The organism is Streptomyces sp. NPDC019443 (assembly GCF_044389785.1).
Taxonomy (GTDB): domain Bacteria; phylum Actinomycetota; class Actinomycetes; order Streptomycetales; family Streptomycetaceae; genus Streptomyces.
This window is the reverse complement of sequence record NZ_JBIRYJ010000003.1, coordinates 164408-179419: the sequence shown is the minus strand read 5'-3', so window position 1 is coordinate 179419 and position 15012 is coordinate 164408. Positions and strand designations below refer to the sequence as shown.

Below are 15012 nucleotides of genomic sequence, written 5' to 3'. Positions count from 1 at the left end.
ACACTCCACAAGACTCACGACACGAGAAAATGCCAGGACCGATGAGGGAGGGAGGGCCAGTGGCGGGCAGGATCAGACAACCCACCGGCCGCTACGCGGGCAGATCCGCCGAGGAGCGGCAGGCCGACCGGCGTCAGCGGTTCCTCGACGCCGGGCTCCAGCTCTTCGGCGACAGTCCCGGTTACCGCGCCACGACCGTGGCGGCGCTGAGCGAGGCCGCGGGACTGTCGACCCGTCAGTTCTACGAGGAGTTCCGCACCCTCGAAGACGTACTGGCCGCGCTGCACCTGCAGGTCAACGACTGGGCGGAGGAAGCCGCCCTGACCGCGCTCGCAGGCGCCGACGGTCTGCCGATCGCGGAACGCGCCACGGCCACCTTCCGTGCCTACGCCGCCAATGTCACCGGCGACCCGCGTCGTATCCGCATCACGTTCGTCGAGATCATCGGTGTCAGTCCGCGCCTGGAGGAGCAGCGCCTGGCCCGGCGCTCCCGCTGGGTGGACCTCATCCGCGCGGAGGCGGCAGCGGCGGTCGAGCGAGGTGAGGCGGCGCCTCGTGACTATCGCGTCGCCGCGGCGGCCTTCATCGGAAGCGTGAACGGTCTCCTGCACGACTGGAAGGCCGGCTGGGTGGACGCGACGCTCGATCAGGTCGTCGACGAACTCGTGCAGTTGCTGCTGGGCATCCTGCGCCCGGTCGACCGGCGGCCGCCGAGCCCATAGCCCGCCCGGCCCGTAGCCCGCCCCTGCGCGTAGATCGCCCTCAGCGCAACGGGGAGGCCTGCCCGGCGACTCTCCGGCCCGCGCGATGGCGGAAGACATGGCGGTACGTCTGCGGGGACACCGTCGTGATCCGCCGGAAGTGGTGCCGCAGATTGGCCGCCGTGCCGAAGCCCGTACGCCCTGCGACGAGCTCCACCGGCTCGTCGGTGGTCTCCAGCAATTCCTGTGCCAGCCGCACCCGTTGCTCGAGGAGCCATTGCAGCGGAGTGGTCCCGAGGGTGTCGCGGAACCGGCGGGCGAAGGTGCGCTCGCTCAGCCGCGCCACGCGGGCCAGTTGCGGGACGGTGAGCGCCTCGTGGAGGTTCTCACGGGCCCACCGCAGCACCGGCTCGAGACCGGCGTCCTCCTCCGGCCGCACCAGGGGCGTGACGTACTGAGTCTGGCCGCCCTCACGGTGCGGTGGCACGACCATACGGCGGGCCACCTCGTTGGCGACCGCGGAGCCGTGGTCCCGGCGTACGAGGTGCAGGCACAGGTCGATGGCGGCCCCGCTGCCGGCCGACGTCAGGATGTTGCCGTCCTCGGTGTAGAGCGCGGACGGGGTGAAGCCGACGTCCGGGAACCGGTGGGCGAAATCGCCGATGTTCATCCAGTGCGTCGTCGCCGGCCGGCCCGTCAGCAGCCCGGCGTGGGCGAGGACGTACGCGCCGCTGCACAGCGAGACGATCCGGCGGCCCATCTCGTGCGCCTTGCGCACCGCGTCGACAAGGGGCTGCGGCGGGGCGAGCTGCACGGGGCGGGCGCACGCGGCCACGATGACCGTGTCCGCCTCGACCAGGTCGTCCATGCCGTACGGGGCGTCGACCGTCATCCCGGTCGCGCTGCGCACAGGGCCGGGCTCCGTGGCGCACATCCGCAGCTCGTACCAGGGCGCCACGATGTCGCTGCGGTCGAGGCCGAAGACCTCGCACGGGATGGCCAATTCGAAGGCGGGGCTCCCGTCCGTGACGGCGACAGCCACGATGTGTCGGCTCATGGCAGAAATTTATCGCATCATGGCAATTCTGCCGATGGTCCACAGCAGGCCAGGTCAGCCAGGGTGCACCTATGAGCCATACGAACATCCGGCCCGCACGTGGCCGACTCAGCGCACCCCAGGGCGCGGCACTTTATATCGGCGCCGTGCTGGGAACCGGCGTGATCACCTTCCCCGCGCTGGCGGCCGAGGCGGCAGGTCCCGCCTCGCTGCTGGCATGGCTCGGACTGGTAATCCTGTCCGTGCCGCTCGCCGCGACCTTTGCCGCGCTCGGCGCCCGCTATCCGGACGCCGGCGGGGTGTCGACCTATGCGCGGCTGGCGTTCGGTGAGCGGACCGCGGCGGTGGTCGGCTGGTGCTTCTACTGTGCGGTGCCGCCGGGCGCGAGCGCCGCGGCGTTGTTCGGCGGCGCGTATGTCTCTTCGGCCCTCGGCGGCGGCAGGACGACCACCGCCGTGACTGCCATGGCACTGATGGCGGTCGTCACCGCCTCCAACGCCGTGGGCCTGCGGATGACGGGGCGGGTGCAGCTTGCGCTCGCGGCGCTGCTCGTCCTGTTGCTGCTCGTCGCGGTCGGACTTTCCCTGCCGCACGCACGGATGGACAACCTCACGCCGTTCGCGCCGCACGGCTGGACTGCGATCGGATCGGCGTCGGTGCTGCTGGTGTGGAGCTTCGCCGGGTGGGAGGCCATCACGCACCTGGCGGCGGAGTTCCGGCGCCCGACCCGGGACCTGCCGCGTGCCGCGGGAGCGGCGGTCGTTGTCGTGGGCGTGCTGTACCTCGCGGTTGCGTTCGCCGTGGTCACCGTGCTCGGCTCCGCAGCGGCGGACACGGACGCACCGCTGGGCGACCTCATGGCCAAGGGTCTCGGCGGCAACGCCCGGCTGCTGGCCGCCGCGGCCGCGGTGCTGCTGACGCTGGGCACCATGAACGCGTACTACGCCGGCGCGGCGAAGCTCGGTGCCGCACTCGGCCGTGACGGTGCGCTGCCGGCCTGGCTGACCCGCGGCAGCATGGTCGGCGAGGCGCCGCGGCGCAGCCTGGGCGTCGTCTCCGGACTGGCGTTCGTGGTGCTGCTGGCCGTGGTCATGGCGGATGCCGGTGTGGAGCCGCTGGTGCTGCTGGCCAATGGTTCGTTCGTGGCGGTGTACGCGATCGGGGTCGCCGCGGCCGTCCGCCTGCTGCCGCGCCGCAGCAAGGGGCGCGCCGCGGCCCTGGCGGCACTTGTCGCGGTCCTGGCCCTGCTCGCGATGAGCGGCAGATACCTGGTCTGGCCCTTGGTGGTGACAGGAGCGGCGCTGGTCTACCTGCGGATCAGCAGACGCCGCGGGACGGCGGAGCCGACGCGTCCCGCGGACACGGCCGCCGGCGCGGGCGAACGGACCCGCTCACCATGACGGCCGCTTGCGCGGGGCGCGAGCCTCGGCAGCGGTGGCGATGACGCGAGCCACGTCCGCCCCCGCCTTGAGAGCACGCGGGTCGGTCGTGGCCCGGCAGCGGCCGAGCGCAGGGTCGTACTCGGTCGCGATGACTCCGGCGTGATCCGTATCCAGCTCCGCCAGCTGCACCGGCCAGTGCCGTGCTTGCAGCGCGGTGTGGAGCGCGCGGGAGCGGTGGCTGCTGACCATCGAATCGGCCGACCCGTGAACGAGCCGGACAGGCACCGGCGAAGCGGAGGTCTCGGCAAGATCGTGCAGGGGTACGGAGCCGGTGCTGCGGGCGGGCCGGTCGTAGTCACCGGCGATCCCGACCACCGCGGCAGGGCGCCAGCCGTCGGTCAGGTCGGGGCGCAGTGCGACGGCAATCGCGGAGCCCGCTCCGGCCGACCAGCCCGCAAGGACGATGTGCTCCGGATCCCCCCCGTGGACCGATGCGTTGTCCCGTACGTAGCGAAGCGACGCGATGAGGTGGGACCGGCCACCGTCGGCAGCGTCCGAGCGCCAGTCCGGAACGAAGACCGTCCTGCCGTACGAGGCCGTCTCCTGGGCCAATGTGGCCAGGACGTCTCGCTCGTCGGGCCCGACACCGTGCCAGAGCAGTACGCAGGACGCCGGCGTCTGGTGCCGAGCAGGTCGGTACACATCGAGGAGCCGGCTCGCCGCCCCCTCGGCGAGGACATACGGCACGGTGTGCGCTTCGGTCGTCAGCATCGTTACCCCCAGGGACTCCCCAGGGAGCGTAACGAAGGGCAGCACCCGGGTGGGCAGGCAGACCACCGCTTCTCGTCAAGACCTCACGCTGCGCCCCAGAGGCGGTCCGTTTGGCCGGCGAATTGCTGGCAACTCGCTTTGAGAAATGCCCCATCGTGAACCGGGAAGGCAGTCATGTCCACAGTCCTGATCATCGTCGCACTCGTCGCGGTGCTCGTGATCGTCTCCGCCACGGTGCTCTACCTCGGGCCGGGTAAGGGAGGTGGCCGACGAGGGCTCAAGCGGCGGTTCGGGCCCGAGTACGACCGGGCCGTCGCCGGCCACGACGGCGACACAAAGGCCGCGGAACGCGAACTGAACGAGCGCGTCAAGCGTCACGGCGCTCTGAAGGAGCGCCCGCTGGCGAACGAGACGCGTGAGCTGTACGTCGCCCAATGGACCGTTCTCCAGGAGCGCTTCGTCGAGTCCCCGGACGGGGCGGTCGCCGCGGCGGACCAACTGCTGGCCCGGCTCGCGGGGGAGCGGGGTTTCCCCGAGGCCGCGCGGTACGAGGAGCAGCTCGCCGCCCTGTCCGTGCACCACGCGGAACTGGTCGGCGGCTACCGCCGGGTCCACCGCGCGGCGCACGGGCAGGCGAGCACGGAGGAGCTGCGCGAGGCGATGGTCGACGGCCGCGCGCTGTTCGAGGCCCTGGTCACACCCCGTCCCGAGGACACCCGTGTGCACCGTTCCGGTGCGGTGGGGCTCGGTCGGCGCGGACATCTGCTGAAGCCGAAGGGGAGTGGCGCCTGATGGCGTACGAAACGGAGCGGACCGAGTCGCCCGGGCGCCCCGAGCCCTCGCGGCCGCAGGACCGGCACCCGGCGGTGCAGCTCATCCCGCCGGACGAGCGCGACAAGCTGGCGCTGCGCCTGCAACAGTCCCTCACCGGCTTTGTCGACGGACCGCGGCACGCGGTCGAGGAGGCGGCGGCGCTACTGGACGAAACCGCCAAGAGCATCACGGCCGCCCTCACCGAACGGCGTCACTCCCTCCGCGCCGGCTGGCAGAGCGCGAGTGAGGACCGATCGACGGAGGCGGACACGGAGGAGCTGCGGGTCGCCCTGCGCGCGTACCGCGAGGTGACGGAACGGCTGCTGCGCTTGTAGACCGTGGACTGCCGGCGGTTCAGTGAGAGCAGGATTCCCTCGCCACCTTGCCGGGGTTGCTGTCGGCGCTCCCCCAAGCGGCCGCGTTCGCCTCGAACTTCTGGTGCAGTGGACCGTCCTTCACGACCTCCACGAGCCCGCCGCCCTGGTCGGCTCAGACCGGGTAGTCGGCATGGCGGTACTCGTCGGTGTACGCGGAGATGACGTCCTTCCTGCCGCCCTGGTTGTTGTACATCGAGTGGCTGCCGTACCCGACGAAGATCCGCGGGTGTTCCAGGCCCCGTGCCGCGTGCCCGCGGTCGTTGTTCCAGCTCTCCGCGTCACGCCAGGCGACGACGCGGTGGCCGCCGTGGGCGCTCAGCAGCAGTCGGCCCCGGGTCCAGTCGTTGCCGTTCTTCCGCCAGACCACCTCGACGTGCTCGAAGTCGTGGCGATGCCCTGAGGGCTTGAAGCCGCTGGTGGCCTGAGCCGGCTTGCCACCCCTCGGGAGGGTGCCGTGGCGGTCGTCGCAGAGCCTTGGCGCCCTGTACACCGGCTCGGCAGCGCCGGGCGAGTCATCGTCACCCGGATGGTCGGCCGTTTTCACTCGCATGCCACCCGGGTCGCGCCATCTCGGCCGCGCTCGGAAACGCTGAGTTCCAGCCGCCTCTCCTCCAGAAATGGGAACAGCATGGCCATGTCGTCCGTCCCTGGCCCGTGGATACGTTCGCCTTACGGGTATGCGATCGCAGTGGTGCTCACCGCGACGGCGTTCGCCGCCGCCGGGCCCGCCGCGGCCGACGCAGCGCCCACCAGCCATGGTGGCGGTGACGGCAGTGCCGGTTCCAGGCCCACCGTGGTGCTGGTGCACGGCGGTGCGTTGATCGGCAGCGCCGCCGCCGGCAACCCAGAGGTGAAGTCGCTCGTCTACATATCCGCGTTCACGCCGGACAAGGGCGAAGTCCTCGGGACCAATGCCACTGCGTTCGTGGGCAAGGCCATCGCCCCCGACCTGGAGCGGTTCGAGGCCAAACATGCCCGCTCGCACCCCGTGGAGGTCAACTCCTCCCACGTCGCAATGATTTCGCACCCCGACGCCGTCACCGGTCTCATCCTCACCGGCGCCGGTGCCCAGTCGCCCGCGAAGCCGACCCTGGCCGAGACGGGCTCCAGGGCCCGGGACCTCACGGCTGTCGGCGGTGTCGCAGTGGCCACGGTGCTCGCGGGCGCGGGCCTCGTCGGGGTTACCCGCAAGCGGCGGAATTCGAAGCGCTGATGACTGAGTACTGACGTCCCCCGTCGGCCGATTGATCACCAGCAGTTGCCGCAGACGGCACCGGCTTCCTGAAAGATGGCTTGTCCTGTAGCCGCCGCACATGGGGCGTCTCGATAGCATGGGCCTTGTGACGACGCCGTTACCCAGGCCCGGAACGGTCCGGACAGCCGCTGAGTTCGTTGCCCTGCTGCGCAGCGTGAAAACCCAGTCCGGTCTCTCCTACCGGGCTTTGGAGCGCAAGGCCCGCAGGGTCGGCGACTATCTGCCGGTGAGCACTGTTGCGAGCGCGCTCAGCCGGGTCTCGCTGCCGAGTGAGGAAATGGTGGTGGCACTGGTCCGGGCGTGCGGCGGTGACCTGGCGACGGTGGCGGAATGGGTCGAGGCGCGCCGCGCACTGGCACTGCGAGAACGTTCCGCACCAGTGGCAGACCCGCCCGGGGCGGCTCCGGACCGGCCGAACGACACCACGGGGGGCGATCACGAGGACCGGAACGGGGCGAAGGGACGGCAGCTCGTCCCTTGTCTGCTCCCGCCGGACCTGCCCCTGTTCGTCGGCCGGGATGGTGAGGTGACCGAAGCCTGTCGGCAGCTCGACCAGGGAAAGCCCGGGCCGGTGACCTTATTGGTCACCGGCCCTGCCGGTGTCGGCAAGACAGCCTTTGCCGTGCGCACGGGGCATCTGCTCGCTTCCCGGTTCCCGGACGGTCAGCTCTACGTGGACCTGCGGGGCTTCGGTGACGAGCCGGCCGAGCCGTTCATGGTCCTGGGCGCCTTCCTGCGCGTGCTCGGCGTACGCGGCGGTGCGGTGCCCCCGGAACTGACCAGCCGGATCCATCTCTACCGCACCCTGCTGGCCCAGCGTCAGATGCTCATCGTCCTGGACAACGCGGCCGATGCACTGCAGGTGAGCGACCTCCTGCCCAACGGCCCACGCTGCGCCGCCATCGTCACCAGTCGAACCACGTTGGCAGACCTGGGCGGTCGCCGAATCCCCCTGAGGGTCCTGGACTCCGCAGCAGGGCTTGCCCTGCTGCGCACGATGCTGGGCCCGGACCGGACCGCCGCAGAGTCCGACTCGGCCCGGTCCATCGTGGAAACTTGCGGTGGCCTTCCCCTCGCAGTTTGGGTCGCCGGGGCACGACTGGCCGCACGACCGCATTGGCCATTGGCCAAAGTGGCCCGCGCGCTCACCGACGAGCAGCGCAAGCTCGACGAGTTGGCGGTCGGCCACATTGCCGTACGGGCCAGCCTCGAACTGACCTACCAGGGGATGGCCTCGACAACAAGGCACGCCCTGCAGATGCTCGCCCTGCTGCCTGGACCGAACTTCGACGCCTGGGCCCTGGCCGCGCTCCTGGACGTAGGCCTGTCCCACGCGGAGAAGGTATTGGATGACCTGGTCGAGGTACACCTTGTGGAGATCGGGTCGGTCGGCGCCACCGGGTTCCGCTACCAACTGCACGACCTGGTGGGGCTGCTCGGCCGGGAGCGGGCGGAGCAGGAGGTCTCGCGACAGGATCGCACGGCCGCGCTCACCCGGCTGCTTGGCGCGAGCCTGCACCTCGCCGACCTCGCCGCAGACACCCTCAGCGTTGACTTCCAAGGCATCTCACAGACCGACCTGGCATCCTGGCGGCTCTCCCCGACGGACACCGACCAGCTGCTCGCCGACCCGCTGACATGGTTCAACGACGAGCGTCAGTTCCTTATCGACGTAGTGGAGCAGGCGCTTGACAGAACACAGGTCGCGCCGGCGGCCGGGCTGGCCACCGCGCTGACGACACTCTTCCAGGTCGGAAGCCACTTCGACGACTGGGAGCGGCTCCAGGGCCGGGCACTCAAGGCAGCGCTGCACATCGGTGACAAGCGAAGCGCCACCAAACTCCACCGGTGCCTCGGCGAACTCACCACCATCCTCGACCGGTATCCGGAGGCGCTGGAGCACTTCGAGCAGGCCCTCCTGCTCGCCGAGGGGCAGGGCCCGGCTTACCGGGCCAGTGCCACGGCCGGGCTGGCCTACGTGCACCGACTGCTCGGCCAGTACTCCTCAGCCGTGTGTCATTTCGGGCAGGCCGCCGAGCTGGCCCGATCGGCGGGAAACGTCAACTGTCTCGTCTACGCAACCAACGGCATTGGCGTCATCGACCTCGAGCAGGGGCGTGTCGAGGCGGCCATGGAGCGGTTCACGGATTGTCTGCAGGTGAGCCGACTCGCGGGCTACCGGCCAGGCGAGGCTCAGGCCTTGCGATGCCTGGGACAGAGCCACCGTGCACTCGGCGCCTACCCGGCCGCCGCCGACTGCTTCCGGCAGGCCGCCTCGATCAGTGAGGACCTCGGCGACCGGCTCGGCGCCACACACGCGACCTGCTGGCTCGGGGACGTCCTGGTGCGACAGGGCGAGCATGGGGAGGGGCGCCGATTGCTGGCCCGGAGCCTTTGGAGCTACAGGGAATTCGGCAACCTCTGGGGCGAGGCGGCGACGCTCTACGCGCTCGCGGAGGCGCAACTCGTGGCCGGCCGACCGGTGTCGGCCCGCCGACGAGCTGAAGCCGCCGTCAGGCTGTGGCGGCAGATCGGCTCCCGAACCTGGCTGGCCGTCGGCCTCGACACCCTGGCCAGGGCACACACTCTGGCCGGCGACCTCGAGGCCGCGACCCGGGCTCGGGACGCGGCCACAGCGGCGCGGACAGCTTTGGACAGCGCCGGCCGATGACCGGTCGTCCGTGTTCGGACGATCCCCATCGGTCCAAGAGGAACACATCACAGCCGAGTGGAAAAGCAAGCACGTTGAAGTGCACGTTACGCACGGTCGTCGCCGGAGCTGCGGTGACGGCCGGGCTGGTTCTCATGACCGCGGCGCCGCCCGCGGCCTGATCTGCCGGGCCCCGCTGCCCAGAGGGCGCATGGGCACTGGGACTGACGGCCCGTCAGGGGCAGCCCGCGTCCTGACGAGCCAGGGGCTCAGGAGCGGTGGCCGGGCCGCTCTGGCTTTCCAGGAGTTCCAGGCCCAGGGGAGTGAGGGTGTGGTGGATGGTGTTGCGTACGCGCAGGCTCTGGATCAGGCCCGCGTCGCGCAGCACAGTGGCATGTTCGCTGGCCGACGCGGGCGAGATGTCCAGGCGGCGGGCTATCTCGCTGCCGGTGGCGTTCTCCGATCCCGCGATCATGTGGAGGGTCGCGGCCCGGGTACGGCCAAGAAGCCGGGCCAGTGCGTGGGCTCCCGTCGCGGCCGTGCTCTGTCCCGGGGAGCCGATGCGGCGGCTCACCGGGTAGACCAGGACCGGCGACAGGGAGGTGTCCCGCAACGTGATGGGCGTGCCGCTGCAGAAGTAGGACGGCACCAGCCGCAGTCCGCGCCCCTGGAGATACAGGTCCTGGTCCTGGGGATACGCGATCTGCAGCACGGGTGGATCCCAGCGCACTGTCGGGTGCAGGCCGCTCAGCAGGTGGTTCGTCCCTCCGGCCAGGAACGCTCGGGCGCGGGCCGCGCGATCGGTGTCCACCGCGGCCCGGATCTCCGCCCAGTACGGGCACAGAGCCTGCTGGTTGTAGCGGCGCAGGGCGGTGCCGAGCCCCCGCAGGGCGGCAGGCCGGCCCGCGGCGAGCGCGGTGGCCCACGACGGGAGCTTCCGTTCCTGCCCGAGAGTCGCCACGTCGGTCCGCAGCCGCGAGCGGGAGGTGGACAGGATCGTGTCGATGCCCGCTTCGGGATCGGTGACCCCGCCGGCCGGCGTCAGAAAGTCGGGCGAGTACCCGCGTGGCGGGGCGAGATGGAGCAGCGGCCGGGCGGCCGGGTCCAATGACGCCCGGACCCGGGCGCGCCATCTCTGCACCCCGATATCGCTGTCGTGGCCACCGAGTACATGCAGGCTGAGCAGAGTTTCCCAGGCGGGATCCGGTCCTGGTGCCAGGTGGATCCGGCCGAGGTCCTCTGCGCTGAAGTGGATGCGCAGCACGAACGTGCCCCCCGTAAAAAGCTGCTACCCCATTTGTCTCACTCTTCCCGCTGAACGCCCGGCGCGATAGCCCTGATTCCGCCATCCGCCGTCGTTCGGTGAGGACCGAAAGTCGTTTCTTGCAGTCCGGCTCTCTGCCTACTTTCGAGGCCAAGAACCACGGGGGTAGGCCGACGGAGGCCGCCGACGGTTTTCGCAGCCACCCCCGTCGGCAACGGAGGAGCATCATGAAATCTGCACGCCGCACGGCGGGACCTTTGCCGTCGCCGCAGCGCTGGTAGCCGGAACTACCGCTCTGGCCACCGCACCTGCATCCGCCAAGAAGACAGCCGCAGCCGCACCTGCCCAGGTCCAGCGAGCGAGCTGGGACGGCAACATCTACCTCTACTACAGCGCTTCCGGCAACAGTTCCTGGAGCAAGTACTGGGGCTGGGTGGATGACTTCGCGGGTCACACCTTCGCAGCCGGTGGTGAGGGACACGGCCGGCTGGTGAAGAACAACGTGTACCGCGCCTGGAACAACGACGTGAACCACGCTGCCCGGATCTACTACAACGAGAACCAGAACGCGAGCGGCAACGGGTACGACGACTTCTACCCCGGCGACGCCCGGGCGCTGAACAGCGGCGTGCGCAACAACAACGCCTCGCTCAGCTGGTGGTACCTCGGCTGATTCCTGCTCGGGCCCGCCCGCAGACCTTGCGGGCGGGCCCACCGCACGGCCGCACACGGGGAGGACTCGACGACATGCGGGCGCGAACGATTCGAAGTACACGGCGGCTCGGGGCGGCCCTCGCGCTGCTCGCCGCCTCGGCGGGGTGCGCGCAGGGGCGGGCGGCCGAGCCGGGGCCCACGGCATCCGGGCCGCCTCCCGTGCACGGGGTGCCGACCATGCTGGACGTCGGTTCGCTGGTACTGCCCATCGAGCCGTATCTGTTCACCGACCGCCAGGTCGCGCGACTGTTCCGGGCGCGTGCGGCCCTGACCACGGCGTGCATGCAGCGCTTTGGCCACCGCTGGTCCGCGCCGTCCGTCGCCGGCCTGGACACCGGGACACTGAACCCGGCCAACACAGCACACCGGTACGGCATCACGGATGCCGCGGAGGCGGCCCGACTCGGGTACCACCCGGCTGTCGGCACGGTGCCGAGGCAGGCCAAGAAGAAGAACCCGGGGCCTCGACCCGGGCCGCGAGGCATGCTCGCTTTGACCGGGCTCAACGACGACGGCACACCGGCACGTGCGGATGAGCGCGGGCGCACCCTCCCCCCGGGCGGATGCCAGGGCGAGGCCACAGCCGCCCTGTCGGGTGACCCACAGAAGATCGGGAACCGGGAGCTCGTCGGCGCGATCAACATCGGCAGTTACCGTGATTCACAGACTGATCCTCGCGTGGTCGAGGTCTTCCGCGCGTGGTCGCTGTGTATGCGGCGGCACGGCTATGACTACGCCGACCCCACCCGCGCGCCCGGCAAGGACCCGAGGTTCACCGGTCCGACGGCAGGCCGGGCCGAGATCGCCCTGGCCGGCACGGACGTGGCCTGCAAACGGGAGGCGAACCATCGGTGTCTGGTCCTCGGTCGACGCTGCCTACCAGCGGCGGGCGATGGCGGAGAAGTCACAGGAACTCGCCGCAGTCAAGCAGGACATCCGCATCCAGCTGGCCAACGCCGACCGGGTGCTGACGGGCCGCTGACATGGCTGACGGGGCGCTGCTGAAGGCAGGCGTGGCCGCGGACAAGGCACACCGTCAGGGCGTTGGGATGCCACCCGGGCGGGCCGGGCGTCCGAAGCGTACGGGGACGCCGGGCGAGTACAGCACGCTCACCGGGTCGCCGACCGGCTTGGGGAGGCCCGCGGCCGTGATGAGGTCCTCTTCGCACTCGACCAGCTCCGCTCGGTGCAGGGGCCAGCGTGGGTGGGTGTTCGGCAGGTACATCTGCCGTCCGAGGAAGGTGTTGTGCATGCCCCAGCGGGCCGTCAGGAAGTGCTCGAGGTCGGTGGGGTCCTGGACGCTTTCCCTGATGCGTACGGTGATCCGGCTGTGCGCGCCGCGCGGCCCCGGCCAGCGCCTGGTGCTGGTGTAGGTGATGGTGTCGTCGTTGTGGCGGATCGTCATCCGGGACCACAGGTACGGCAGCCGGAACGCCGTTCGTGCCACCGCTACGGGTATGAGGCGGGAGGCGTCGAGCGAGCGGAAGACGACGCCGCGCCTTCCGTGGGCGTCCACCGAGTAGAGGCGGACGTTGGTCTCGGGGAAGGTTCCCAGATAGGGGACGCCGGGGAGGCGGAACCAGCCGACGCGGTGCATACGGAAGGCTACGAGGCCTACATAGGTGACCCCGTCCAGTGTGTCGGGGACGGTTCCGGCCGGCAGGAGGGGGGCCACGTCCTCGGGGTCGGCGGCCCAGTGCAGGAAGGCCAGGTCGAGCCACGACTGGGTGAGCAGCGGGTTCTCGGTGGTGCTGGGCGGGTCGGCGGTTATCGGTTCCGGGGCGAGCGGTGTGAGCGACACGGCGCCCAGCATCGCAGACGCCTTTGACACAGTTGGCCCCACCCCGCCCTTTTCGCTCAGTGGCCGGCGAGAAGTGTGTAGAGCAGGGGGATCCGCGGGGTGGTGTCGGGCAGCCGCCACCATCCGCTGGGGTGGGGGTCATCCCTGGCCACCGGGGCCAGGGAGCTCGTCACTTTCGCGCAGCTTCGCGATCCGCAGGCCGGCCGAGATGAGGGCGTTGATCACCTCGTCCAGGCCGTGCATCTATTCGAAACTTTCGGCCGCGCCCTGCACGGCCTCCCCGTCGGTGTAGGTGTACGTCGAGTCCCGGCGGACGGCGCCGCGGTTGCCGAGGTAGTCATGGCGAAGACAACGACATTCGCGCCGGAGCGGAAGACCGCGTCACCGACACCGTCGAACGCATCACCGGCCGCCCGGCCCGCGGCTTCCGCGACTTCGCCGAGGGCGAGATCCGATGACGCGGTCGCTGTTCGCCGCCTCATCGGCCCGTGGCAGCCACCGGTCGAGGTATCTGAGGAGACCGGTCAGGTCCGTGCCTCCGGCGCGGTATCCGATGTAGCCGTCCGGCCGGACGAGGCAGTGGGTGATGCCCCGCCATGGCCCGCTCGTACCAAGCGTGTGGACGTGGAGCAGGTGGTCGCGACCGCCGGTGGCGGCCGCGATCCCGTCGGTGTCCCACACCTCGTGGTGCCCGCACAGGAGCAGGTGGTACCCGGGAGCGGCCGTCATCGGCTGCAGGTCGCCGGGAGAGTCGGGGAGCCGGTCACCTGCCCGCGGGCCGTGCCTGGGCGAATGCGGGCCCTCGGTCGTGGCGAGGCTGCGCCGGTAGTGGATGGCCAGCTGCGAGATGGTACGGAAGGCCGCGGCACGCAGGAAGGGAAGGCGCAGGGCCGCCGGTGCGAGGCGGGGTGCGACGTGGGCGCGGGCCAGCTTGAGCAGTGGATTGCGGCTGGTGACGATGGTGAACGCGCGGTCGGTGAAGCGCAGCACGTTCCGGCCGACGGGGGCGCGTTCACTCTCGTACGTGTCCAACAGAGCGTCCGGAGCGGCGCCACGGCAGACAAGGGCGAGCTTCCAGCCGAGATTGAGCGAATCCTGGATACCCGTGTTCATGCCCTGGGCACCGGCGGGGCTGTGGATGTGGGCGGCGTCGCCGGCGAGGAAGACGCGGCCGGCGCGGTAGTGCCTGGCGCCGCGGTTGTAGAGCCTGAAATCGGTCATCCATACGGGGTCCCGCAGGTGCAGCCGGTCGCCGGCGTAGCGGTCGACGATCTCCTCCAACTGCCCGAGTTCCACCGGGCTTTCGGTCTCATCGTCTCCCGGCGGCCGCATCGCGACCATCCGCCAGCTCGCCGGTGAGACCAGTGGGAAGAAGAGCAGGATCCCGGCCTCGGTCATGTACGCGTGCGCAGCGCCCTTCTCCAGACCGTCCACCTCCAGGTCCGCGAGCACGAACGTCTGCGGGTAGGCGTAGCCCTCGAAGCCGATACCGGCCTGCTCGCGGACCGTGCTGTGCGCACCGTCGCAGCCGACGACGTAGCGGGCGGTCACCTCCTCCTCGCTCCCGCCCTGATGCCTCAACCGGCAGGCTGCATAGGCGTTCTCGGCCGTCGGATCCATATCAAGCAACTCGGTGCCCCGCTCGACCGTCGTACCGGCCGCGGCGAGATGAGCGCCGAGAGCGCTCTCCGTCTCGGCCTGGGACAGGAAGAGCAGGAAGGGGTACGGGGTGTCGGTGACGCCGATGTCGAACAGCGGCAGGCGCACGGTACGACCCGGAAGATGCATCCGCAGCTGCACGCCCGGGTTCCCACGCGCGACCAGCTCGTCCGTCACGCCGAACGGGAAGAGGGCCTCCAGGGTCCGGGGCTGGATGGCCAGCGCTCGTGACTCCCGGGCCCGATCGAGGTTCCGGTCGATGATCCGGAAGCGCGCCCCGTACGCATGCAACTGCGCCGCAAGAGCCAACCCGGTCGGCCCGGCACCCACCACCAGTACATCGAGAGATTGACCCGCAGCCATGGCAGCAGTGTGCCGCCGAAGTGCTCACCGCGCTTGCCGTGGCATCAGCCTGCGGGGGTGAACTTGTTGCGCCAGGCCGGCGATACGTACACGAGCGCGATCAGCACCGGCACTTCGATCAGCGGGCCGACGACGCCCGACAGGGCCTGCCCGCTGGTGACGCCGGTCGTTCCAGATGATGACCATCGCGATGCAGCGGGCGAGG

General features: G+C 70.5%; 14 protein-coding genes and 2 pseudogenes. 8 read left to right on the top strand and 8 right to left on the bottom strand.

Going from position 1 to position 15012, the window contains the following annotated elements; genetic code table 11:
- Positions 1-59 precede the first annotated feature (59 nt).
- Positions 60-722, top strand: coding sequence for a TetR/AcrR family transcriptional regulator (locus tag ACH492_RS11280; protein WP_398985121.1), 663 nt, complete (start codon positions 60-62; stop codon positions 720-722).
- Positions 723-762: 40 nt separating this feature from the next.
- Here the strand turns inward: ACH492_RS11280 and ACH492_RS11275 are convergent, their stop codons facing one another.
- Positions 763-1758 (bottom strand): GlxA family transcriptional regulator, encoded by a 996-nt coding sequence (locus ACH492_RS11275; RefSeq protein WP_398985119.1) that lies wholly within the window; start codon positions 1756-1758, stop codon positions 763-765.
- A gap of 71 nt (positions 1759-1829) precedes the next feature.
- Between ACH492_RS11275 and ACH492_RS11270 the strand changes: the two genes are divergently transcribed.
- On the top strand, positions 1830-3158 hold the full coding sequence (locus tag ACH492_RS11270; protein WP_398985117.1) for an APC family permease: 1329 nt from the start codon (positions 1830-1832) through the stop codon (positions 3156-3158).
- On the opposite strand, the gene ACH492_RS11265 is transcribed toward ACH492_RS11270, so the two are convergent.
- On the bottom strand, positions 3150-3911 hold the full coding sequence (locus ACH492_RS11265; protein WP_398985115.1) for an alpha/beta hydrolase: 762 nt from the start codon (positions 3909-3911) through the stop codon (positions 3150-3152). The genes ACH492_RS11270 and ACH492_RS11265 overlap by 9 nt on opposite strands.
- A gap of 174 nt (positions 3912-4085) precedes the next feature.
- Here ACH492_RS11265 and ACH492_RS11260 point away from each other — a divergent pair, with 174 nt between their 5' ends.
- The gene (locus ACH492_RS11260; protein ID WP_398985113.1) at positions 4086-4703 is read left to right on the top strand and encodes a hypothetical protein; all 618 of its coding nucleotides are present in this window, start codon (positions 4086-4088) and stop codon (positions 4701-4703) included.
- The gene (locus tag ACH492_RS11255; RefSeq protein WP_398985111.1) at positions 4703-5059 is read left to right on the top strand and encodes a hypothetical protein; all 357 of its coding nucleotides are present in this window, start codon (positions 4703-4705) and stop codon (positions 5057-5059) included. Before ACH492_RS11260 ends, ACH492_RS11255 begins: the two co-directional genes overlap by 1 nt.
- 154 nt (positions 5060-5213) lie before the next feature.
- On the opposite strand, the gene ACH492_RS11250 is transcribed toward ACH492_RS11255, so the two are convergent.
- A complete protein-coding gene (locus ACH492_RS11250) occupies positions 5214-5651 on the bottom strand; it encodes a hypothetical protein (protein WP_398985109.1) in 438 nt (145 codons plus the stop codon).
- A 78-nt stretch (positions 5652-5729) separates the two neighbouring features.
- On the opposite strand from ACH492_RS11250, the gene ACH492_RS11245 reads away from it, so the two are divergent.
- Both ACH492_RS11245 and ACH492_RS11240 read left to right on the top strand, forming a co-directional pair.
- Positions 5730-6314, top strand: coding sequence for a hypothetical protein (locus tag ACH492_RS11245; RefSeq protein WP_398985107.1), 585 nt, complete (start codon positions 5730-5732; stop codon positions 6312-6314).
- Between the two features lie 127 nt (positions 6315-6441).
- Positions 6442-9027 carry an ATP-binding protein gene (locus ACH492_RS11240; protein ID WP_398985105.1) on the top strand — a complete coding sequence of 862 codons (2586 nt, stop codon included), beginning with the start codon at positions 6442-6444 and terminating at the stop codon, positions 9025-9027.
- 214 nt (positions 9028-9241) lie between these two features.
- On the opposite strand, the gene ACH492_RS11235 is transcribed toward ACH492_RS11240, so the two are convergent.
- On the bottom strand, positions 9242-10270 hold the full coding sequence (locus ACH492_RS11235; protein WP_398985103.1) for an ArsR/SmtB family transcription factor: 1029 nt from the start codon (positions 10268-10270) through the stop codon (positions 9242-9244).
- Between the two features lie 433 nt (positions 10271-10703).
- Here ACH492_RS11235 and ACH492_RS11230 point away from each other — a divergent pair, with 433 nt between their 5' ends.
- Positions 10704-10943, top strand: coding sequence for a hypothetical protein (locus ACH492_RS11230; protein ID WP_398985101.1), 240 nt, complete (start codon positions 10704-10706; stop codon positions 10941-10943).
- 74 nt (positions 10944-11017) lie between these two features.
- Positions 11018-11989 carry a hypothetical protein gene (locus tag ACH492_RS11225; RefSeq protein WP_398985099.1) on the top strand — a complete coding sequence of 324 codons (972 nt, stop codon included), beginning with the start codon at positions 11018-11020 and terminating at the stop codon, positions 11987-11989.
- A gap of 31 nt (positions 11990-12020) precedes the next feature.
- Here the strand turns inward: ACH492_RS11225 and ACH492_RS11220 are convergent, their stop codons facing one another.
- The 4 genes and pseudogenes from ACH492_RS11220 to ACH492_RS11205 form a co-directional block, all read right to left on the bottom strand.
- A complete protein-coding gene (locus ACH492_RS11220) occupies positions 12021-12785 on the bottom strand; it encodes a YqjF family protein (protein ID WP_398985097.1) in 765 nt (254 codons plus the stop codon).
- Between the two features lie 56 nt (positions 12786-12841).
- A pseudogene (locus ACH492_RS11215) lies at positions 12842-13133 on the bottom strand (SAM-dependent methyltransferase); the annotation flags it as partial.
- A gap of 54 nt (positions 13134-13187) precedes the next feature.
- Complete coding sequence (locus ACH492_RS11210) at positions 13188-14807, bottom strand: FAD-dependent monooxygenase (protein WP_398985095.1); 1620 nt, start codon at positions 14805-14807, stop codon at positions 13188-13190.
- A 44-nt stretch (positions 14808-14851) separates the two neighbouring features.
- Positions 14852-14977: pseudogene (locus ACH492_RS11205) on the bottom strand (arsenical-resistance protein); the annotation flags it as partial.
- Positions 14978-15012: the final 35 nt, after the last annotated feature.